General features: G+C 73.0%; 14 protein-coding genes and 1 pseudogene. 7 read left to right on the forward strand and 8 right to left on the reverse strand.

The window, feature by feature from the left end; all coding sequences use genetic code 11:
* Window positions 1–108: 108 nt before the first annotated feature.
* From ettA to FF041_RS03715, 6 genes and pseudogenes are all read left to right on the forward strand, one after another.
* On the forward strand, window positions 109–1,773 hold the full coding sequence (gene ettA, locus FF041_RS03690) for an energy-dependent translational throttle protein EttA (RefSeq protein ID WP_153481032.1): 1,665 nt from the start codon (window positions 109–111) through the stop codon (window positions 1,771–1,773).
* A gap of 17 nt (window positions 1,774–1,790) precedes the next feature.
* Window positions 1,791–2,198, forward strand: a pseudogene (locus FF041_RS03695) (acyl-CoA thioesterase); the annotation flags it as partial.
* A gap of 167 nt (window positions 2,199–2,365) precedes the next feature.
* Window positions 2,366–3,046, forward strand: a complete 681-nt coding sequence (locus tag FF041_RS03700; protein ID WP_153521005.1) for a hypothetical protein — start codon at window positions 2,366–2,368, stop codon at window positions 3,044–3,046.
* A gap of 417 nt (window positions 3,047–3,463) precedes the next feature.
* Window positions 3,464–5,899, forward strand: coding sequence for a GcvT family protein (locus tag FF041_RS03705; RefSeq protein WP_323391134.1), 2,436 nt, complete (start codon window positions 3,464–3,466; stop codon window positions 5,897–5,899).
* 47 nt (window positions 5,900–5,946) lie between these two features.
* On the forward strand, window positions 5,947–7,101 hold the full coding sequence (gene solA, locus FF041_RS03710) for an N-methyl-L-tryptophan oxidase (RefSeq protein ID WP_153521007.1): 1,155 nt from the start codon (window positions 5,947–5,949) through the stop codon (window positions 7,099–7,101).
* A 12-nt stretch (window positions 7,102–7,113) separates the two neighbouring features.
* The gene (locus FF041_RS03715; protein WP_153521008.1) at window positions 7,114–8,229 is read left to right on the forward strand and encodes an aromatic ring-hydroxylating oxygenase subunit alpha; all 1,116 of its coding nucleotides are present in this window, start codon (window positions 7,114–7,116) and stop codon (window positions 8,227–8,229) included.
* Here the strand turns inward: FF041_RS03715 and FF041_RS03720 are convergent.
* Complete coding sequence (locus FF041_RS03720; protein ID WP_323371113.1) at window positions 8,226–8,630, reverse strand: globin; 405 nt, start codon at window positions 8,628–8,630, stop codon at window positions 8,226–8,228. The genes FF041_RS03715 and FF041_RS03720 overlap by 4 nt on opposite strands.
* Window positions 8,631–8,764: 134 nt before the next feature.
* On the opposite strand from FF041_RS03720, the gene FF041_RS03725 reads away from it, so the two are divergent.
* The gene (locus FF041_RS03725) at window positions 8,765–9,760 is read left to right on the forward strand and encodes a methyltransferase domain-containing protein (RefSeq protein WP_153481026.1); all 996 of its coding nucleotides are present in this window, start codon (window positions 8,765–8,767) and stop codon (window positions 9,758–9,760) included.
* 40 nt (window positions 9,761–9,800) lie between these two features.
* Here FF041_RS03725 and FF041_RS03730 read toward each other — a convergent pair whose 3' ends face one another.
* The 7 genes from FF041_RS03730 to FF041_RS03760 all read right to left on the reverse strand — a co-directional run.
* Window positions 9,801–11,006, reverse strand: coding sequence for an FHA domain-containing protein (locus FF041_RS03730; protein ID WP_153521009.1), 1,206 nt, complete (start codon window positions 11,004–11,006; stop codon window positions 9,801–9,803).
* A 104-nt stretch (window positions 11,007–11,110) separates the two neighbouring features.
* Entirely contained in the window at window positions 11,111–12,448 is a 1,338-nt protein-coding gene (locus FF041_RS03735; protein WP_153521010.1) for a vWA domain-containing protein, read from the reverse strand.
* A 339-nt stretch (window positions 12,449–12,787) separates the two neighbouring features.
* Window positions 12,788–14,380, reverse strand: coding sequence for a PP2C family serine/threonine-protein phosphatase (locus FF041_RS03740; RefSeq protein WP_153521011.1), 1,593 nt, complete (start codon window positions 14,378–14,380; stop codon window positions 12,788–12,790).
* 3 nt (window positions 14,381–14,383) lie between these two features.
* Window positions 14,384–16,936 (reverse strand): serine/threonine-protein kinase, encoded by a 2,553-nt coding sequence (locus tag FF041_RS03745; protein WP_153521015.1) that lies wholly within the window; start codon window positions 16,934–16,936, stop codon window positions 14,384–14,386.
* 50 nt (window positions 16,937–16,986) lie between these two features.
* A complete protein-coding gene (locus FF041_RS03750) occupies window positions 16,987–18,327 on the reverse strand; it encodes a coiled-coil domain-containing protein (RefSeq protein WP_153521012.1) in 1,341 nt (446 codons plus the stop codon).
* A 130-nt stretch (window positions 18,328–18,457) separates the two neighbouring features.
* Window positions 18,458–19,546, reverse strand: coding sequence for a glutamate ABC transporter substrate-binding protein (locus tag FF041_RS03755; protein WP_153521013.1), 1,089 nt, complete (start codon window positions 19,544–19,546; stop codon window positions 18,458–18,460).
* Window positions 19,547–19,557: 11 nt separating this feature from the next.
* A partial coding sequence (locus FF041_RS03760; protein WP_153521014.1) for a hypothetical protein occupies window positions 19,558–20,715 on the reverse strand: 1,158 nt, incomplete at its 5' end.

Genomic DNA, 20,715 nt, shown 5'->3' on the forward strand with positions numbered 1-20,715 from the left:
CCGCCCCGGCCCGTACACGGCCCGCCCCTGACCGGTTTCCATCGGGGGATGGACGTACGGCAAGATGGGGTGTATCTGCCCACCCACTGATCTGCCGGACGGTTTCTCTTGGCTGAGTACATCTACACGATGCGCAAGACGCGCAAGGCGCACGGCGACAAGGTCATCCTCGATGACGTGACGCTGAGCTTCCTGCCCGGCGCCAAGATCGGTGTGGTCGGGCCGAACGGCGCCGGTAAGTCCACCGTCCTGAAGATCATGGCCGGGCTGGAGCAGCCGTCCAACGGTGACGCGTTCCTGTCGCCGGGGTACACCGTCGGCATCCTGCTCCAGGAGCCGCCGCTGGACGAGTCCAAGACCGTGCTCCAGAACGTCGAGGACGGCGTCGCCGAGATCAAGGGCAAGCTCGACCGGTTCAACGCGATCGCCGAGCAGATGGCGACCGAGTACACCGACGCCCTGATGGACGAGATGGGCAAGCTCCAGGAGGAGCTCGACCACGCCAACGCCTGGGACCTCGACGCCCAGCTGGAGCAGGCCATGGACGCGCTGGGCTGCCCGCCCGGCGACTGGCCCGTCAACAACCTCTCCGGTGGCGAGAAGCGCCGCGTCGCCCTCTGCAAGCTGCTGCTCGAAGCCCCCGACCTGCTCCTCCTCGACGAGCCCACCAACCACCTGGACGCCGAGTCCGTGCAGTGGCTGGAGGCGCACCTCGCCAAGTACGCCGGCACCGTCGTCGCCATCACCCACGACCGGTACTTCCTCGACAATGTCGCGGGCTGGATCCTGGAGCTCGACCGCGGTCGCGCCATCGGCTACGAGGGCAACTACTCCACCTACCTGGAGACCAAGCAGACCCGTCTCAAGGTCGAGGGCCAGAAGGACGCCAAGCGCGCCAAGCGGCTCAGGGAAGAGCTGGAGTGGGTCCGCTCCAACGCCAAGGGGCGGCAGGCCAAGTCCAAGGCCCGTCTCGCGCGTTACGAGGAGATGGCCGCCGAGGCCGACAAGATGCGGAAGCTGGACTTCGAGGAGATCCAGATCCCGCCGGGCCCCCGGCTGGGCAGCATCGTCGTCGAGGTCGAGAACCTCTCCAAGGGCTTCGGCGACAAGCTCCTCATCGACGACCTCAGCTTCACCCTGCCGCGTAACGGCATCGTCGGCGTCATCGGCCCCAACGGCGCGGGCAAGACCACGCTGTTCAAGATGATCCAGGGCCTGGAGGAGCCGGACTCCGGCGCCATCAAGGTCGGCGAGACCGTCAAGATCTCCTACGTCGACCAGAGCCGCGCCAACATCGACCCCAAGAAGTCGCTGTGGGCCGTGGTCTCGGACGAGCTGGACTACATCAACGTCGGCCAGGTCGAGATGCCCTCCCGCGCCTATGTCTCGGCGTTCGGCTTCAAGGGCCCGGACCAGCAGAAGCCCGCGGGCATCCTCTCCGGCGGCGAGCGCAACCGGCTGAACCTCGCGCTCACCCTCAAGCAGGGCGGAAACCTGCTCCTCCTCGACGAGCCCACCAACGACCTCGACGTCGAGACCCTCTCCTCGCTGGAGAACGCCCTGCTGGAGTTCCCCGGCGCGGCCGTGGTCGTCTCCCACGACCGCTGGTTCCTGGACAGGGTCGCCACCCACATCCTCGCCTACGAGGGCGACTCGAAGTGGTTCTGGTTCGAGGGCAACTTCGAGTCCTACGAGAAGAACAAGGTCGAGCGTCTCGGCCCGGACGCGGCCCGCCCGCACCGTGCCACGTACAAGAAGCTCACCCGAGGCTGAGGGGCGGAGAGTCACCCATGGCCCGGCACATCTACCGCTGTCCCCTCCGCTGGTCGGACATGGACGCCTTCGGGCATGTCAACAACGTGGTCTTCCTGCGGTATCTGGAAGAGGCGCGGATCGACTTCATGTTCCGTCTCCGGCCGGCGGACGGCTCCCCCTCCTTCTCGGGGGGATCGGTGGTGGCGCGGCATGAGATCGACTATGTGCGGCCGTTGGTCTTCCGCCATGAGCCGGTGATCGTCGAGTCCTGGGTGACGAAGATCGGCGCGGCCTCGCTGACCATCGCCTACGAGATCAAGGACGCCGAGGGCTCCGGGCAGATCTATGTGCGGGCCGCGACCGTGGTGGTGCCGTACAACCTGGAGGCCGGGCATCCGCGGCGGATCACCGCCGAGGAGAAGTCCCACCTCCAGCGGTATCTGCCCACCGCGGTGGACGACGCCCTGCCCGGGGACGCCCTGCCCGGGGACCCCGTGGCAGCGGACGCGGCGCCGGAAGGGGCCTCCGTGGACCCGTCGTCCGTGAACCCGTCCTCCGCGGATCTGCGCTCCACGGAAGCCGGCTCCACGGAAGAGGACGTTCTCATCGGATGACCGTGCCCGTGCGGAGTCTGCATGTCGCCGACGCGAGGGAGGCGGAGGATCTCACCGCCTTCCTCGCCCGGCTGCTCCACTACGACCGCGCCGCCGCCGTCCGGCTCCAGGCGGGCGGCCCGCAGGGACCGGGGCCGCACCTCGCCGTCTTCGGCCGCCCGCCCTCCTTCGAGGTGCTCGCCATCCGTACGACACGCCTCGGCGACCCGGTCCTGCTGGACGTCACCGTCTCCGCCGGAGAGCTGCTCGAAGGCATCAGCGGCTCCGGATTCACCGTCCCGGCACCCGTCACCGGGCCGCCGTGGGCCGGGGTGCTGCCGCCCCGTGGCGGCTGGAGCGAGCTGCCCGGACTGCCGGGGGAGGCCGAGATGCGCGCGGCCGTGTCCGCGGCCGTCGCCGAGTTCCGCGCCCGCGACGAACAGCTGCCCCCCGAGCGGCGCAACCGCGCCGAGCGGGACCGTATCGGCCGGGAGATCTGGTCGCGCACCGTCGCCGCCACCCCGCTGCCGCTGCGGGCCGTGCACGCGGCCCAGTCGCTCGGCTTCCTCCGCCCCGGAGTCCCCGTGGCGCTGCTGTCCACGGGCTCATGGCTCAGGCTGCGTACCCCCTTCGGGTCTATCGGCGTACGGGTGAGCGGTTTCGGCGGACTGAGCGTCATCCCCACCAGGACCGGTTGACGTCCACCCGAAGGAGCCCGCGCCGCACCCCGCGGCGGCCTGACCCACCCCGCACCGGCCGGGCGTACGGCGACGGCGGCGCCCGATTCCTCCCGCCGCGGGGAGCACGGCGGCGGCCGAGCCCGTGCCGCCGGTGCTCTTGACGGTGAGCGGACGCCGTTCTCACTATGTCTCCCATCGGCGTGACCCGATGTGCTCAGCGCGACAGCTGGGGGTTGAGGCATGCTCAGACCGCCCGAGGGGCTGCCCGAGGGACCAGAGCCGTCATCTGAGGAATCAGAGGGATCAGAGCCGTCCCCCGAGGGATCGGAGAGATCCCCCGAGGCGTCGCCCGAGAGACCCGAGGGGCCGCCTGCGAGACCCGAGAGACCCGGAGCGCCAGGGGCCGCCGAGCGCGCCCCCCGAAACGCCCCCGTGGTGATCATCGGGGCGGGAATCGTCGGATGCGCGCTCGCCGATCAGCTCACCGCCCGGGGCTGGAGCGATGTCACCGTCCTCGACCAGGGCCCGCTGACCGCGCCGGGCGGCTCCACCTCCCACGCCCCGGGCCTGGTCTTTCAGATCAACCCGTCCCGGACGATGGCCCGTCTCGCCCGGCGGACCGTCGCCGAGCTCACCGGAGTGGGAGCCTTCGACCGGGTCGGCGGCCTCGAAGTCGCCACCACCGGGGCCAGACTCGCGGAACTGCACCGCAGAGCCGGCCTCGCCGCCTCCTGGGGCATCCGGGCCGAGATCGTCGCCCCCGCCCGCTGCGCCGAGCTCTGGCCCCTGCTCGACGAAGGGCTCGTACTCGGCGGACTCCACACCCCCGACGACGGACTGGCCCACGCCCTGGACGCCTCCCGCCGCCTCAGGGAGCGCGCCGCCGCGCGCGGCGCGCGCTTCCTCGGCCGCCACACCGTCACCGCCGTCGAGCGCGACCACGGCCGGGTCACGGGCGTCATCACCGACCGGGGCGGCTTCCCCGCCGACCGGATCGTCTCCGCCGCCGGGTTCTGGGGACCGCTGATCGGGGCTATGGCCGGGGTGGACGTCCCCCTGCTGCCGCTCGCCCACCAGTACGCCAGAACCGGCCCCCTCGCGGCCCCGCCGGCCGGACGGCTGCCCATCCTCCGCCACCAGGACCGCGATCTCTACTTCCGGCAGCACGGCGACCGCATCGGCATCGGCTCCTACGCCCACCGGGTCATCCCCGTCGACCCCGCCGCGCTCCCCGCCTACGACGAAGCGCCCGTCATGCCCTCCTGGCTCGACTTCACCCCCGACGACTACGCCCCCAGCTGGGCCGACGCCGTACGGCTGCTGCCCGCCCTCGCGGACACCGCCGTCGACGAGGGGTTCAACGGCGTCTTCTCCTTCACCCCCGACGGCATGCCCCTGCTCGGCGAGGCCCCCGGGCTCCGCGGCTTCTGGCTCGCCGAAGCCGTCTGGGTCACCCACTCCGCCGGAGCCGCGCGCGCCGTCGCCGAGTGGATGACGGACGGCCGCCCCTCGATCGACCTCCATGACTGCGATATCGCCCGCTTCGAGGACTCCCAGCGCTCACCGGCGTACACCGCCGAACGCAGCGCCCGGAACTTCATCGAGGTGTACGACGTCGTCCACCCGCTCCAGCCGCCGGAGCAGCCGCGTCCGCTGCGGGTCAGCCCCTTCCACGCCCGCCAGCGCGAACTGGGCGCGTTCTTCCTGGAGGGCGGGGGCTGGGAGCGCCCGCACTGGTACGAGGCCAATGCCGGGCTGCCCGCCGAGGTCCCCGCCCGGGACGCCTGGTCCGCCCGGTTCTGGTCGCCCATCGCCGCCGCCGAGGCCCGCGCGACCCGTGAGCGCGTCGCGCTGTACGACATGACCCCGCTGCGCCGGCTGGAGGTCGAGGGCCCCGGTGCGCTGGACTTCCTCCAGCGGATGACCACCAATCAACTCGCCCGGCGCGTCGGCTCGGTGACCTACACCCTGCTGCTGGACCACGGCGGCGGCATCCGGTCCGATCTGACCGTGGCCCGGCTCGGCGAGCAGCGCTTCCAGGTGGGCGCGAACTCCCCCGCCGACCTCCACTGGCTGCTGCGGCACGCGCCCGCGACCGTACGGATCCGCGATGTCACCGCGGGAACCTGCTGCATCGGGGTGTGGGGGCCGCTCGCCCGCGACCTCGTCCAGCCGCTGACCCGGGACGACTTCTCCCACCGCGCCTTCGGCTACTTCAGGGCCCGGGAGACCTGTATCGGGCATGTCCCGGTCACCGCGCTACGGCTGAGCTATGTCGGCGAACTCGGCTGGGAGCTGTACACCACCGCCGATCTCGGGCTCAGGCTCTGGGACACCCTGTGGGAGGCCGGAGCGGCCCTCGGGGTGGTCGCGGCGGGCCGCAGCGCCTTCGACTCGCTCCGGCTGGAGAAGGGCTACCGGTCCTGGGGCCGGGACATGACCGCCGAGGACACCCCGTACGAGGCGGGGCTCGGTTTCGCCGTACGGCTCGACAAAGGCGACTTCACCGGACGCGACGCCCTCGGCGCGCACCCGCCCGGGACCGAGACCCGCAGACTCGCCTGTCTCACCCTCGACGACCCCGCCGCCGTCGTCCTCGGCGGCGAGCCCGTGCGTATCGGCCGCACGGAAGGCACCGGCCCGGCGGAGGGCGCCGGCCTCATGGAAGTCACCGCCCCCACGGAACGCGCCGACGGCCATGTCACCAGCGCCGGATACGGCTACACCATCGGCCGCTGCGTCGCCTACGCCTGGCTCCCCCCGCTCCCCGCCGGCACAGCCGTCCGCATCGGCTACTTCGACCGGACCCACGCCGCGACCGTTGCCGAGGAACCCCTCTACGACCCCGAGATGACCCGTATCCGCAGCTGAACCACCGGCCCGGACCGGACCGGCCCGGACCACCCGAAGGGACCCGTATGGCACCCGCGTACGACGTGATCGTCATGGGGCTCGGCGGCATGGGCAGCGCCGCCGCCGCCCATCTGGCCGCCCGGGGCGCGCGGGTGCTGGGCCTGGAGAGATTCGGCCCGGTCCACAACCGGGGCTCCAGCCATGGCGGTTCACGGATCACCCGGCAGGCGTACTTCGAGGACCCCGCCTATGTCCCCCTGCTGCTGCGCGCCTATGAGCTGTACGAACGGCTGGAGCGCGAGACCGGACGCGATATCGCCGTCCTCTGCGGCGGGGTGATGCTGGGCCGCCCCGAATCCCGTACGGTCGCCGGCTCACTGCGCTCGGCCCGGCAGTGGGATCTGCCGCATGAACTGCTCGACGCCCGCGAGATACGCCGCCGCTTCCCCACCCTGACCCCCGCCGACGACGAGATCGCGCTCTACGAGGCACGCGCCGGACTGCTGCGGCCCGAGAACACCGTCGCCGCCCATCTCCAGCTCGCCCTCCGCCATGACGCCGAGCTGCGCTACCAGGAGCCGGTCACCCGCTGGGAGCCCTTCCGGGACGGCGTACGGGTGCACACCGCCGAGGACGTGTACACCGCGGGCCAGCTGATCATCTGCCCCGGCGCCTGGGCCCCCGGGCTGCTCGCCGATCTCGGGGTCCCCATCACCGTCGAGCGCCAGATCATGTACTGGTTCCAGCCGCGCGGCGGCACCGGCCCGTATCTCCCCCGGAACCACCCCGTCTACCTCTGGGAGGACGCCGCCGGGGTGCAGATCTACGGCTTCCCCGCCATCGACGGCCCCGACCGGGGAGCCAAGGTGGCCTTCTTCCGCAAGGGCTCCGTCTGCACCCCCGAGACCATCGACCGCACCGTCCACGACCATGAGATCCGGGAGATGGCCGACCAGGCGGCTGCCCGGCTGCCCACCCTGCCCGGGACCTTCCTCAAGGCCGCCACCTGTATGTACTCCAACACCCCCGATGAGCACTTTGTGATCGCCCGGCATCCGCTGCACCCCGGCTCCACCACCGTGGCCTGCGGTTTCTCCGGACATGGCTTCAAGTTCGTCCCCGTGGTCGGCGAGATCCTGGCCGATCTGGCGCTCGACGGCACCACGTCCCACCCCATCTCGCTCTTCGACCCCGGCCGCGGCACGCCCGCGCCCGCCTGAGGGAGACCCGCCATGACGGCATCGCCGAGCCTGCTCGCCACCCTGCCGGGGCACTGCTACACCAGCCCGGAGGTGTTCGCCCGCGAGCAGGAGAACATCTTCGAATCGCTCTGGTTCTGCGCGGTGCGCTCCGCCGAACTGGACGCCCCGGGAGCCTTCCGCACCGTCCCGGTCGGCCGGGAGAGCGTGCTGATCACCCGCAACGGCGAGGGCGAGCCGCGCGCCTTCCTCAATGTGTGCCGCCACCGCGGGGCGCGGCTGTGCACCGAGGAGTCCGGCGCGGTCCGCCGTACGCTGCGCTGCCCCTACCACGCCTGGAGCTACGACCTCGATGGAGCGCTGGTGGCCGCGCCCAATCTGGCGCGGATGCCGGATGTCGACCGGGCCGCCTACGGGCTGCGCGCCGTCGCCCTGCGCGAGTGGCTCGGCTATGTCTGGGTCTGTCTGGCCGACGATCCGCCCTCCTTCGAGGACCAGGCGCCCGGCGCGGCCGTGGAGCGGCTCGGCGACGCGGCGGCCATCGAGCGCTACCGGGCATCGGAGCTGGCGCTCGGCCGGCGCGTCCGCTACGACGTGCGCGCCAACTGGAAGCTGATCGTCGAGAACTTCATGGAGTGCTACCACTGCGCCGCCATCCACCCCGAGCTGGTCTCCGTGCTGCCGGAGTTCGCCCGGGGGTTCGCCGCCCAGTACTACGTGGGCCACGGCGCGGCCTTCGCGGACGGGGCGCGGGGCTTCACCATCGACGGCGGCGAGGGCTTCGGACGGCTGCCGGGCCTCGCCGACGACCAGGACCGCCGCTACTACGCGATCACCGTCCGACCGCAGGTCTTCGTCAATCTGGTGCCCGACCATGTGATCGTGCACCGGATGTTCCCGGCCGCCCCTGACCGTACGGTGGTCGAGTGCGACTGGCTGTACGCACCCGAGGTCATCGCGTCGGGCGCGGACGTGTCCCGCTCGGTCGAGCTGTTCCACCGGGTCAACGTCCAGGACTTCGCCGCCTGCGAGCGCACCCAGCCCGGGATGGCCTCCCGCGCCTACCGCTCCGGCGGGGTGCTGGTGCCCAGCGAGCACCACATCGGGGGCTTCCACTCCTGGGTGACCGCCCTGCTGGGCGGGGACTAACCGGCGGTGTTCACCATGGAGGCGGCGGCGTAGACGAGGTAGTCCCACAGCTGCCGCTCATGCTCGGGCGACAGCTCCAGCTCGTCGACCGCGACCCGCATATGCCGCAGCCAGGCGTCATGGGCGGCCTGGTCGACGGCGAACGGCGCGTGCCGCATCCGCAGCCGGGGGTGGCCGCGGTTCTCGCTGTAGGTGCGCGGACCGCCCCAGTACTGGATCAGAAAGAGCCGGAACCGCTCCTCGGCCGGACCCAGGTCCTCCTCCGGGTACATCGGCCGCAGCAGCGGATCGTCGGCGACGCCCTGGTAGAAGCGGTGGACCAGACGGCGGAAGGTTTCCTCGCCGCCGACCTGCTCGTAGAAGGTCTGCTCCTGGAGGCTGCCGCGCCGGATCTCTGTCACCCGTCCATCGTCTCAGATGCCCCGGCCGAGGACTCGGGGCCTAGGACTTCCGGGGACTCCGGTAGGACCAGGACTTCCGGGGACTCCCGCCCGGGGTGCTCGCGTCGGGGCCGTTCGCGCAGCACAGTGGAGACATGGGTACGCACCTGGAACGGTACGCCGAGCCCGCCGCCGAGGCGCGGCGGACGATGGTGCGGCTGATCGTGGCCGGGGGCGGGCTGACCGACCCGACCTGGCGGCTCGCCTTCGAGGAGGTGCCCCGGCATCTCTTCGTGCCGTACTACTTCGTCAGCGAGGGCGGCGACTACGAGCGGCTCTGGTGCGAGGACCCCGATCCGGTGCGCCGGGAGCGCTGGCTGCGCGGGGCGTACTACGACGGGCCGCTCGCCACCCGGGTCCGCGACGGGGAGCTGATCTCCTCCAGCAGCCAGCCCTCGCTGATGGCCCGGATGCTGGAGGCGCTGGAGGTGCGGTACGGGGACGCCGTCCTGGAGATCGGCGCGGGCACCGGCTACAACGCGGCGCTCCTCGCCCACCGGCTCGGCGACGAGCTGATCACCACCATCGACATGGAGACGGAGATCACGGACTCGGCGCGCGCTCATCTGGCCGCCGCGGGCTTCCGGCCGACCGTGGTCACCGGCGACGGGGCGCGCGGCTGTCCCTGGCGGGCGCCCTTCGACCGGATCATCGCGACCTGCACCCTGCCGTCCGTGCCGTACGACTGGCTGGCGCAGTGCCGTCCGGACGCCAGGATTCTGGCGCCGCTGTCCACCGGGCTGATCGCACTCCGGGTACGCGAGGACCGCGACGGGGCGCGCAGTGCGGAGGGGCGCTTCCTGCGGACCTCCGCGTACTTCGTGCCGCTGCGGGGCGGTGCCGCGGTCCCCCGGCGGCGGCTGGGCGCGATGCCCCGCGGGGCGCTGGAGAACGATCTCTTCCGGTTCCTGCTGACGCTGACCGAGGGCAGCCTCGACCCCCGTGAGGCGCTCTCGCTCTGGGAGCGCGAGCGCCGTCCACGGCGGGACCGGTTCGGGGTCACCGTCAGCGGCGGCCGGCAGTGGGCCTGGCTCGACGATCCCGAGGGGCCCTATGTCTGGCCCCTCGGCCGCCAGAACGCCGAGCTCTAGCCGCTCGGCCCCGGCGTACGGCTCAGTGCCCGCGTACGGATCAGCCCCGGCGGACGGTGATGGTCGTCCAGGCCCCGACGTGGACCCGGTCGCCGTCGTTCAGCTGGACCGGGACATACGGCTGGATCGGCTCCTCCGCGCCGTTGAGCGTGGTGCCGTTGGTGGAGTTCTGGTCCACCACCGCCCAGGAGCCGTCGGGCTGCTGCACCAGCACGGCGTGCTTGTGCGAGACGCCCGGGTCCTCCGGCGGCACGGACAGATCGATGTCCGGCGACTCACCGGTGGACTGGCGGCGACGGCCGATGGTGATCTGGTTCCCGGTGAGCGTGAGGTGCTGCTCGGGGGAGTACGCGGGCAGATTGAGGCCGCCGGCGTCGGGGCCGCTGCGCTGCATCATCGCCATGAAGTACTCGCGGTCCGGCGCGATCACCGCCGTCCAGCCGTCGGACGCCGGATACGAGGACGACGGCGGCGACTGGTGCTGGCCGGGTGTCGACCCGGGGTGCTGCTGCGGCACGCCCTGCTGCCCGGGTCCCTGCTGCCCGGGTCCCTGCGGGAAGGGCGCGGCGGGACCGGGCGGCGGGAACTGCTGCGGACCCGGGCCCGGGGGCTGGGACCGGTCGGGCGGGGGGAGCATCCAGTCGTCCGCGCCCGGCTGCTGCTGCTGGTGGTGCTGCGGCGGGGCGGGCGGCGCGGACTGCTGCTGGAAGACCGGCGGCGGGCCCTGCTGACCCGCGCCCGGCAGACCGCCGGGTCCCTGCGGGAAGGGCGCGGCCGGACCGGGCGGCGGGAACGGCTGCGGACCCGCGGAATCGCCCAGCGGCTCGGCGGGGCGGTTCAGCCGGGAGGGCCGCGACCCCTGGTAGTCGTACGGATCATGGCCGGATGCCTGCGGTCCGGCGGGCGGTCCGGGCGGCCGGCTGGTGAAGCCCGAGGGGAGGTTCAGCCCCGGGGACGGGGAGTGCGGAGCCGGGGCGATCGGGGTGTAGCTCGTCGCCGTATGCGTCAGGAAGTTGTAGCGGCACTCCTCGCAGAACGGGGCCATGGCCTCGCGCGGGGTGCGGCACTGCGGGCAGAGCTCGGCCTGGGCGGTCGCGTGGGGATCGCCGGCCGGGGCCGGATAGCCGTATCCGGGCGGGGGCGGCGGCGCGGTCCCCGGGGAAGCGCCGGGGACGGCCATGCGGTGGCCACAGACCTCGCACCAGTCGTCGGAACCCGACTGGTGTCCGTTCGGGCAGGTCGGCATGGAGGCGCCTCCCCCTCTCCTCGTCCGGCCCGAGGGCCGTTCCGCTTCGTTCGTTGTCGGTCGTGCGCTGTCGCGCCGCGGCCCCGGGGCCGCGGCGGACGGGACTACCTCTTCACCCGCACCGTTTTCGTGGAGCGGGTTTCGAGCGTCATCTCGTCGGCCTCGGCGACCTTGGCCTTCAGTCGCACAGTACCTGTCGCCGCGTCGACCACGTCCACCACCTTCGAAAGGAGTTTCGCAGTGTCCTCGTTGCCGGAGAAGGCCGCGAGCTGCACCGCACGGCCCAGTTTGGCCGTCGCTCCACCGAAATCGCCCAGTTTGCGGGCATCCAGCCCCTGTTGGATGACCTGTGCCAGTTCGGCCTGGCCCGTGTAGTGCGCCACCTGGGGGTTGATGGAGGTGGAGGCGGCCATGTCGTCGGTCCACACCGCCCGGATCAGCCCCTGGGAGAGCACCTGGGGAGTCCCGCCGTCGGGGGCAGGGATGATCAGCGAGGCGCGGGCCGCGAGCATCTCCTGCCCGATGCCCGCCTCCGGCACCCGTACGCACACGTGATAGTCGCGCGACTCGTCGCCCCAGGAACCGGTCGGATAGTCCCCGGCGCGCGGCCCCGCCTCCGTACGCCGCGCGGTCAGATCTCCGACGGTGGGGGCCACCTGCTTGACGAAGGCGATCTCCACGCCGACGGGGGTCCACAGCCGCAGCGCGACATCCGCGACCTCCTTGCCCATCGCGTTCTCCATCATGCCGGTGAAGTCCTCGGCGAGACGGGCCGGATCGGCGACGATGTCCGCGGTGCCGAGCAGCGCGGACGCGATGCTGGTGACCTCCTTGACCTCCCAGTCGGTGCCGACGCCCCGGGCGTCACAGGTGAATCGGCCGGTCACCGCGGCCAGCGCCGACCGCAGCGCCTCGGGCGACTCATGCTCATTGCGCCCGTCGGTCAGCAGGATGCCGTGCCGGATATCGCTCATCGAGGCCGCCAGCAGCCGGTCCGCGAGCCTGAGCCAGGTGCCGATCGCGGTGCCGCCGCCCGCGGTCAGCCGCCGCAGGGCATCCTTCGCCTGCGCGCGGGTCCGCGGATCGGCGACGGCGAGCCGCCCGCCGCCGGGGTAGACCTCGGCCGCCTGGTGCGTACCGGCGACCACGGCGAACTCCACACCGTCGCGCAGGGTGTCGATCGCGGCGGCCGTGGCCTCGCGCGCGGCGCGCATCTTGGCGGACGGGTACTCCATCGAACCCGAGCAGTCCACCATGATCACAACAGCCGCGCCGGGAACGGCTCCCGGCGCTCCCCGCAGCGGAGCCCCGCCGCTGGTGCCCCCGCCGGTGGAGGTGACGGTGACGATCGCGTTGACCTCGCGACCGCCCTCCGGCAGATACTCGTTCTGATACACCTCGACGGAGAACCGCGGCACCTGGGACTTGGAGAAGTTGGCCATCTGTTGGACTCCTTGAGGGCTCCACTCGGGGAGATCTGAACACAAGCGGGCCGTGGCCCTGTCGCGGACGCCGCCCCCGTCGCGGACGTCCGGCCGTTGTGTGCGGGCCTGAGCCCTGGTGCGGGCCTGAGCCCTGATGTCGTACGTCGAGCCTGGTCGTCGTCGGTCAGGTCCCGGTGTGCTGTGTCGGCCTGGTCGTCCTCGGTCAGGTCCCTGTCCGGTGCGTCGGCCCGGTCGTCGTCGGTCGGGCTCCGGTGTCGTACGTCGAGCCCGGTCGTCGTCGGTCGGGCTCCGTGGTCGCGCCGGCCGGGACCCCGGTGGGAGCCCCGGCCGGGGCGGTCAGGTCCGGTGGTGTGCGTCGTAGGCCGATCCTGCCCCCTGCCGGGTCACCGCGAACGGCAGCACCGCCACTGTTACGTTGTCGTGGCCGCCTCCGTCGAGCGCGTGCCCGACCAGCACCTGGGCGCTGTGCAGCGGCCGTTCGGCGGCGTCGGCCGGGATCGCCCGGGCCATGTCCGCCGCCCCCTCCGCGTAGTTCCACAGACCGTCCGTGCAGACCACGACCACTCCGTCCCGGTCCGGTGTGAACGCGGCCGTGTGCGGGTCGAGTTCATAGGCGTCGGCGCCGAGCCAGCCCGTGATGGCGTGGGCGCGGTCGTCGGCGTAGGCCTCCTGCTCGCTCATCAGTCCGGCGGCCACCATCTGCGCGGCCCAGGAGTCGTCCTCGGTGAGCCGGGCGGCAGGCCCGGAGCGATCGTCGGGCACCCAGTAGACGCGGCTGTCGCCGACCCAGCCGACGATCAGCAGCCCCCCGGCGGACACCGCGCCGACGATCGTGCACGCGGGCGCGTTGAGATGGTGGTGCGGGCGCTCCTCCGGGTCGGCGCCGGGGGGCCGCTCCGCCAGGGCGTCGACCGCGGCGGCGGCGGCCACGATCGCCTCCCGCATCGCCTGCTGGGGATCGGCGCCGCGCGGCAGCGTCTCCAGCAGCAGCTCATTGGCGGCCCTGGCGGCGGCCTGTGACGCCTCGTCGGGCCGGGTGGCCGACGACACGCCGTCGCAGACGATCGCGACGACGGCCGGTGAACCATCGGGCAGCGCGGTGACGGAGACGGCGAACGCGTCCTCGTTGCGGTGATGGCGCAGCCCCCGGTCGCTGACGGCGGCGACCGGGCCGAGCTCCCGCTCCATATGGTCGCGCTCCCTGGGCTGGGCGTGGCCGCAGTTCTCGCAGTAGCCGTCCGGGTCGACCCGGCCTGCCCGGCAGGCCACACAGAGCTTGGCGGACGCCGGGGGGCCGGCGGGCACGGCGCGCGGGTCGGCGGCCACGGGCTCCGGCTGCTCCGGCTGGGGCGGGGGCGGCCCGAAGTCCCCGGAGCCCGGCCCGTCCTGACCCGGGGTGACGGCGTACGGCGCGCTGCCCGGGACGGGGGGCGCGTACGGCATCGGGGGCACGCCCGGGAAGCCCGCGGAGCCGTGCCCCGGGGGCATGCCGCCGTCCGGCGGTCCGCCGTACGGGCCTGACCCGTGCCCGCCGTATGGGCCGGACCCGGATACGCCGTACGGGCCGGAGCCGTGCCCGCTGTACGGCCCGGACCCGGATACGCCGTACGGGCCCGGACCCGGCGGGACCTGGAGCCCGGGGGCGCCGGGAGCGCCCGGCCCCGGCGGGAGAGGGAACCCTGAGCCGCCGGAGACGCCCGGCCCCGGCGGGACATAGGCCCCGGGGCCGCCGGGAGCGCCCGGCCCCGGCCATCCCGACCCCTCGGCCGGTACCCCGACGGCGAGCGTCGGGCGGTCGGCCCCCGGCGGGGCGGGCGCCGACGCGAGGTCGTGTCCACACGCACCGCAGAAGCGGTCGTCATCCTCCAGCGGCTCCGCGCAAGCGGGGCACATCGGACCGGCGTCCGGCCGGTGCATCTGCGGCGACATCAATCACACCCACGTCCGGGGGCGGAAGCGGTTGGCGCGCTCCACCAGTTCCATCCGCTCCTCGCCCCGCTGGGCGAGCCGGGCGAGCACCCGGAAGGAGCGTTCCAGCCCGAAGCGCAGCCCGCGTTCGTCCAGCTCGCTGCCGAGCAGCACGGCGGGCGCGGCGGAGACGGGCCGCGCCGCCTGGGCGGTGGGCTCGCTGCCGGGCCGTGATGCGCTCGACGGGGCCGGTACGGACTGTTGGGCTCCGGGACTACCGGAGAGTACCCAGTCCAGGGCGGTGCCGAGTACCTCGGTGGAGAGCCGCTCCCGGCGCACCGCGTCCAGTCCGAAGCCGTCGAGGGCCTCCACCTGGGCCGCCGCCGCCGTCAGATCGTCCATCAGAGGGTCCTGCGCGGCCCGTCGCCGCAGCCGCGCCCGCACGGCGGCCACCCGGGCCGCCGTGTAGTGGATCGACGCCTCCGGCACCGACTCCAGGGCGTGCACCGCTCCGGCCCGGTCGCCCGCTGCGAGCCGCACCCGGGCCAGCCCGAACGCGGCGCTGACAAAGCTCGGATCGGTCGTCCACACCAGCCGGTAGTACTCGGCTGCGGTGTCCAGCCGGCCGAGCGCCTCGGCACAGACCCCGAGGGCCAGCTTGGGCGCGGGCTCGCCGGGGAACGCGTCGTACACCGCGTCGAAGGAGAGCGCCGCCGCCCCGTCGTCCCCGGCGGCCAGGGAGGTCAGGCCCCGGTACCACACCACCCGCCAGTCGTCGGCGTGATCGCGCTCCAGCGCCTCCAGGACCTCTGCCGCGGCCGTCGCCACCGGCTCGCCCAGCTCCAGCCGGGCGCGCAGCTCGCGCAGCCGGATCTCCGGGGAACGCACGGGCGCGGCGGCCAGCGCGGCGAGCAGCTCGGCGGGCGCGGCCGACAGCAGACCGGCGAGGAGACCCGTGGCGGGATCGTCCGGGTCGACCCGGGGAACGGGCAGCGCGAGGGCGACGGCACGGGCGTCCAGCGCGATCAGCCGGGGGGCGAACGGGGCGGCGGACCCGGCAGCCAGGACATCCGGCCCCGAACCGGGCGCGGCGCCCCGCCCGTTCGGGAGCGCCGGACGCGGCCCCGCCCCCTCGGGCAGGGCCCCGCGGCGCTTCCTGCCGGCCGTCCGGGCCCCCAGCACCGAGACGCCCTCCGCGTCCGGTGCGAACAGCTCCGTGTCCGTGACCCGCTGCTCCGGTCCGAACAGGGTGGACAGCGCGGGCCTGGCACGGCCCGTCTGCAGGGAGACGACCTCCCTGAGCACACCGGTCAGCTGCTCCGCCATCTCCTGCGCCGAGGAGAACCGCCGCGCCGGATCCGGGTCCGTCGCCCGCACCAGCAGGCGGTAGAACGACTCGTACGTCTGGAAGACCGGAACGTGTCCCGGGTCCGGGAGGCAGTCCGCGAAGACGTTGGTGTACCCCTGGAAGTCGAAGGTCAGCACCGCCAGGGTGCGCGCCACGGTGTAGAGGTCGGAGGCTATGGACGGCCCCGTGTCGGCGACCTCCGGGGCCTGGTAGCCCACCGTGCCGTAGATCGCGGACTGGTCGTCGTCCATCCGCCGGACCGCGCCCATGTCGATCAGCTTGAGCTGGTCCTGCTGCTGGATGGCGTTGTCGACCTTGAAATCGCAGTACAGCAGGTGCCGGCTGTGCAGATGTCCGAGTGCCTCCAGCGCCTCGATGCCGTACGCGCACGCCTGCTCCACCGGCAGCGGGTCCCGCTTGCCCGCGGCGTCCCGCCGGTCGTTGGCCAGCTCCTTGAGCGATTTGCCGCCGACGTACTCCATGACGATATAGCCGTCGAGAGATCCGGTCCGCTGGTCGAGATGCTCGACGAAGTTGTAGATGCGGACGATGTTGGAGTGCTCGATCTCGGCGAGGAAGCGGCGCTCGGATATCGCCGCGGCCATGGCGTCCTGGTCTCCGGTGTCCAGCAGGCCCTTGAGGACCACCCAGCGGTCCGAGACCGCGCGGTCCACCGCCAGATAGACCCAGCCCAGACCGCCGTGGGCGAGACAGCCCGCCACCTCGTACTGCCCGCGCACGATGTCCCCGGCGACGAGCTTGGGGACGAAGGAGTACGGATGGCCGCAGGAGGTGCAGAACCCTTCCGTGCGCCCGGTGCGCTCACCGCGTGAACGCCCCACCGGGGCACCGCACTCGGCCCGCGAGCAGAACCGCTTCCGCTCCGGCACCTCCGGGTTCTCCATCACCGCCGAGCGCGGGTCGGGGCGCGGCACCTCGGGCACGGTCACCAGGCCCGCGCCGAGCCGGTTGCGGCTGGAGGAGCTCGCGGCGGTGCCGGAGCTGCGCACCGAGATGGAGCGGGTGGAGGTGCTGGAGCCGGTCAGCGAGCGCGACAGCCGCCCCGAGGCCGACCGCCGCGACGCGGCGGAGGAGGCGGCGGAGGAGCGCGGGGAGACCCGTGTCGAGGCGGAGCCGCTGTCCTGGCGCTGCCGGGCCGGGTCGCCGGAGCCCGCCGCCACGACGGGGGCCAGCCCGCAGGTCTCGCAGTACAGCTCACCGCCGCCCATGTCCTCGTAGCGGCCGTCGCAGCCGGGCCGCTGACAGCTCTCGTTCCCGCTCACGCGTCCCCCCTGCGGTCCTCGGGCCCCGGACGGCCGGGCGGCTGCTGGGCCATGGCGACGGCCTCGGCCGCCGCCTGCTGATAGCGGAGCACCGCCTGCTCGGCGACGCGCAGATCGCACGGCGCGCTCCACAGCGTTCTGCGAGCCAGGTCGTACCGCTCGATCAGGAGCGGATCCTCCGCGAAGCCGTGCCGGGCCATCTTCGCCCGGTAGGCGTCGAGTCTGCCGCGCAGCTCCGCCCGCACGGCGAGCGGGGCGGTGACCGCGGTCAGCGACTCCCGGGCCCGCAGCAGCTCGTCCTCGGCCTCCCGCTCCAGCGCTTCGAGGAGCGGGGAGAGCCGGTGCCAGCGGGAGTGTCTGCGATGCTCGGCCGCCAGGGAGAGCCGCTCCTGGAGCGCGATCGGCGGGCCGCTGACCGCGGGCACCTCCGAAGCGGCGATCTTCGCCAGCACCTCACCGCGCGCCGTCCGGGCCTCGGCCAGGGTGCGATCGGCGCGGGAGAGGACGTCGCGCAGCCGTATCAGCCGCTCCTCGGAGTCCTGCCGGACCCCCAGCACCGCCTCTATCTCCCGGCGGATGTCCTCCAGGGCGCGGGCGGCCCGGTCGTAGCGGTCGGTGTCGGGACGGCCGCCGCCCGGCGCGGAACTCCCGGGCGAGGGACGCCAGAAGGCCAGCGGATCGGAGATCACCTGGGCGCGCAGAGCGGACAGCTCATGGGTGATCTCCTCCAGCTCGTCGCCGGAGGGATGCTCCCCGGGCCGTACGCCCACCGAGTGGGCCAGCGAACGGGTGCGCTGGAGCTCGGCCGAGAGCAGATCGATCCGCGCGGGCAGCGCGGACCACACCGCGTCCGCCGTCACCACCGCGTCGAGCGAGCTCGCGTACAGCTCGTTCATCCGGCCGACCAGCTCCTCCAGGGTGAACTCCTCGGTCAGCCTGGCCGGTCCGTCGACGGAGAGCGAGATATGGCCCAGCGGCATGGCCACCACCACCGAGCGCCCGCGCAGCCGCTCGGTGAGCTCCACCAGGTCCTCCCGGCCGGGCCAGCGGCGGCGTGCCCGCAGCTCACGGATGCCGTCCAGGGCGTCGGAGTACGCGTCGAAGTACTCCCACAGCCGGCTGATCGACGCCTCGGCACCGCTCCAGCGCTCTTTGGTGACACCGGTCAGCTCGGCGCCTTCGAGCAGCCTGCGGCCCGCGTGGTCCTGGAGGGCGAGCAGCGAGGTCTCGATCGCCTCGTGCTCCGCACCGAGACGGGCCAGCGCCCGGTCCGCCTCGTCCCGGTCCATCGTCGGCCCGGCGGCTCCCCGGCCGGGGGACGCTCCCGCGACGCCCATCGATCACCTCTCGTTCGTCGGCCCTAGGCCGTGTCCTCGGACTCCCGTCTGCCTGGCGGGGTCCGGCACGCACGCTGGGCACTTCTTCCAGAGCCCGCTCACTGATCCAGCCTGATCCGAACGAGGGACCCTAGCGGTACTTGGGCGTCGGCGGCCCGGATATGCCGGGCAGATCGTCGGCCAGCCATTTCTTGTACGCCTTGGTCCAGGGGCTCTGGGGGCCCTTGCGGTACTCCTCCAGGACCTGGTTGACCCGGCGCACCAGGTCGTCCTTGCCGAGCGCGGCGGCCACACCGTAGTACTCGACGGTGAAGGGCTTGCCCTTGAGGGTCACCGCCGGGTCCTGGGCCGCCTGGCCCGCGGCGAGCGCGTTGTCCGTGACGACCGCGTCGGCCAGGCCCTGCTGGAGCCGGACCAGGCAGTCGAGCTGATTGGGCACGGTGAGAACGTTCTCGTCGGCCGGTCCGTCGTCGTGCTCGTCCTGGAAGACCGCCCCGAACGAATTCTTCTTCAGGGCGTCGTACGCCGTCGAGCCCTCGGCCGTACAGACCCGCTTGCCCTTCAGCGAGGCGTCGTACCCGGTGATGTCGGAGCCCTCGGAGGCCAGGACCTGCTGCCCGGCCTGGAAGTACGCGGTGGAGAACGCGACCTGCTCGGCGCGGTCGCAGTTGATCGTCATCGTGCGCACCACGAGATCGACGGTCCCGTTGTCCAGCGCGGGTATGCGCTGATCGGTGGGGATCGCACGGAAGATGACGGCGGTCTCGCTGCCGAGGATGTCCTTGGCTATGGCGCGGGCGAGATCGATGTCGAAGCCCAGGAGACCGCCGGTCGCCGGGTCGCGGTAGCCCCAGCGGTAGCTGTTCTGGTCCACGCCGACGACGAGCTTGCCGCGCTCCTTTATCGCCCGGATCGACGGCCCGTCGGCGGGCGAAGGGCGCAGGGACCGCTCCGGGTCCTCGCACTGCGCCGCCTTGGCGGACATCGTGGCGGAAGCGCTCCGGCCCGCGCCGGTGAGGCCCGCTCCCGCACCCTGGGAGAGCGGGATCAAGGTGGCGGCGGCCGTCAGCGCGCAGGCGGTCGCCATGCCCGCGACCCCGCCCCAGCCCCGCAGAGCGCTGTGCCGCCTCGGGCGGTCCTCGCCGCCCCGCCGCCATGAGCCGCCCCGGGAGAACCGGGCCCAGGGACCGGTCCCCGGCCCGCTGGTTCCATCCGTCATCTCTCCCCCTCTCACCGGTACTCCGCGAGCCTGCGGTTGACACCGAGGATCGCGCCCGCCGCGCCCAGCAGCCCGAGCGCCGCCGCCCCGGCCGGAAGCCCGTCCAGCGCGTCCCGCCCGTCCGCCGCCGCCCGGCTGAACTCCCGCTGCTCATGCGCGAGCGCCTGCTCCAGCGCCGCGTTCACCTCGTCGAAGGACTTGCCGGTGGACTTCCCGGGCCCTATGACCCGCTTCAGCGCGCCCTCGTACTCCCCGGCCCGGTCGGTCTCGCTGACCTTCTTGTGCCGGGTCCGCCACTCGGTGACGCTCGCCTGCGCGGACTCCACGGCCGTACGGCCCTCGGCGTCGTCGGCGTGGAGCAGGGCGGCGCTCAGTTCCTCGCCGAGATCGCGCATCCCCGCGCCGAACTCCGTCTCGTACTTGTCGCTCTTGCCGTCGTCCGTGAGCACCGCGCCCCGGGCCACCAGCACGAGATTCTCATTGGCCCGGGCCTTCAGGGAGCTTATGCGCGCGTCGTTGAGCACGGTGAGGGACTTCTGCCCGTCCTCCCGCGCCTCATGCAGCGCCGAGCGCGCCAGGGTGTGGCCCCCGGCCAGCCACAGCAGTACGACGGCGGTGGCGGCGGTCGCGGCGAGCAGCCCGTGGTTGAACACCCGGTTCGTCCGCAGATAGGTACGGCGCTGGGCCCAGCCGAGCGCGCCGAGCGCCAGCAGTCCGAGAGCGAGCGAGAGGACCGGCCAGAACCTGGCCTCCTCGTCGTCCCGGTCGAGCCGGGCCCGCTCCGCGTCGTACAGCTTCTGCGCGGCGGGCAGCAGCACGGTGGTCATCTGCTCGTTGGCGAACCGGAGATAGGCCCCGCCGAGCGGCAGTCCCTGCCGGTTGTAGGCGCGGGCGGTCTCGATCCGTCCCGTGTAGACCGGCAGCTGCTCGTTGAGCACCGTTATCTGGCGGCCCGAATCGCTGGAGTCGTCCGTGCTGGTCGCGGCCTTGATCAGCAGCCGGGAGGCGCGGGCGATGTCCTTCTCGTACCGCTCGCGCACCTGGGCGGGTTCCTTGGCGGCTCCGGCGAGGAAGCCGCTGGAGGCGGCCGTGTCCGCGTCGGCCAGCGAGTAGTAGACGGAGGCGGCCTCGGCGCTCAGCGGCTGGCTGCGGCTGACCACGTCGTCCGC

Source organism: Streptomyces jumonjinensis (genome assembly GCF_009600885.1).
Taxonomy (GTDB): Bacteria; Actinomycetota; Actinomycetes; order Streptomycetales; family Streptomycetaceae; genus Streptomyces; species Streptomyces jumonjinensis.

What these genes read in the sequence shown, in the direction of transcription:
- solA (WP_153521007.1), top strand. Translation starts at nt 5,947, where the DNA reads ATGGCACCCGCGTACGACGTGATCGTCATGGGGCTCGGCGGCATGGGC.
- FF041_RS03730 (WP_153521009.1), bottom strand. Translation starts at nt 11,006, where the DNA reads ATGCCGACCTGCCCGAACGGACACCAGTCGGGTTCCGACGACTGGTGC.
- FF041_RS03745 (WP_153521015.1), bottom strand. Translation starts at nt 16,936, where the DNA reads ATGGGCGGCGGTGAGCTGTACTGCGAGACCTGCGGGCTGGCCCCCGTC.
- FF041_RS03755 (WP_153521013.1), bottom strand. Translation starts at nt 19,546, where the DNA reads ATGACGGATGGAACCAGCGGGCCGGGGACCGGTCCCTGGGCCCGGTTC.
- FF041_RS03735 (WP_153521010.1), bottom strand. Translation starts at nt 12,448, where the DNA reads ATGGCCAACTTCTCCAAGTCCCAGGTGCCGCGGTTCTCCGTCGAGGTG.
- FF041_RS03700 (WP_153521005.1), top strand. Translation starts at nt 2,366, where the DNA reads ATGACCGTGCCCGTGCGGAGTCTGCATGTCGCCGACGCGAGGGAGGCG.
- FF041_RS03750 (WP_153521012.1), bottom strand. Translation starts at nt 18,327, where the DNA reads ATGGGCGTCGCGGGAGCGTCCCCCGGCCGGGGAGCCGCCGGGCCGACG.
- FF041_RS03725 (WP_153481026.1), top strand. Translation starts at nt 8,765, where the DNA reads ATGGGTACGCACCTGGAACGGTACGCCGAGCCCGCCGCCGAGGCGCGG.
- FF041_RS03740 (WP_153521011.1), bottom strand. Translation starts at nt 14,380, where the DNA reads ATGTCGCCGCAGATGCACCGGCCGGACGCCGGTCCGATGTGCCCCGCT.
- FF041_RS03715 (WP_153521008.1), top strand. Translation starts at nt 7,114, where the DNA reads ATGACGGCATCGCCGAGCCTGCTCGCCACCCTGCCGGGGCACTGCTAC.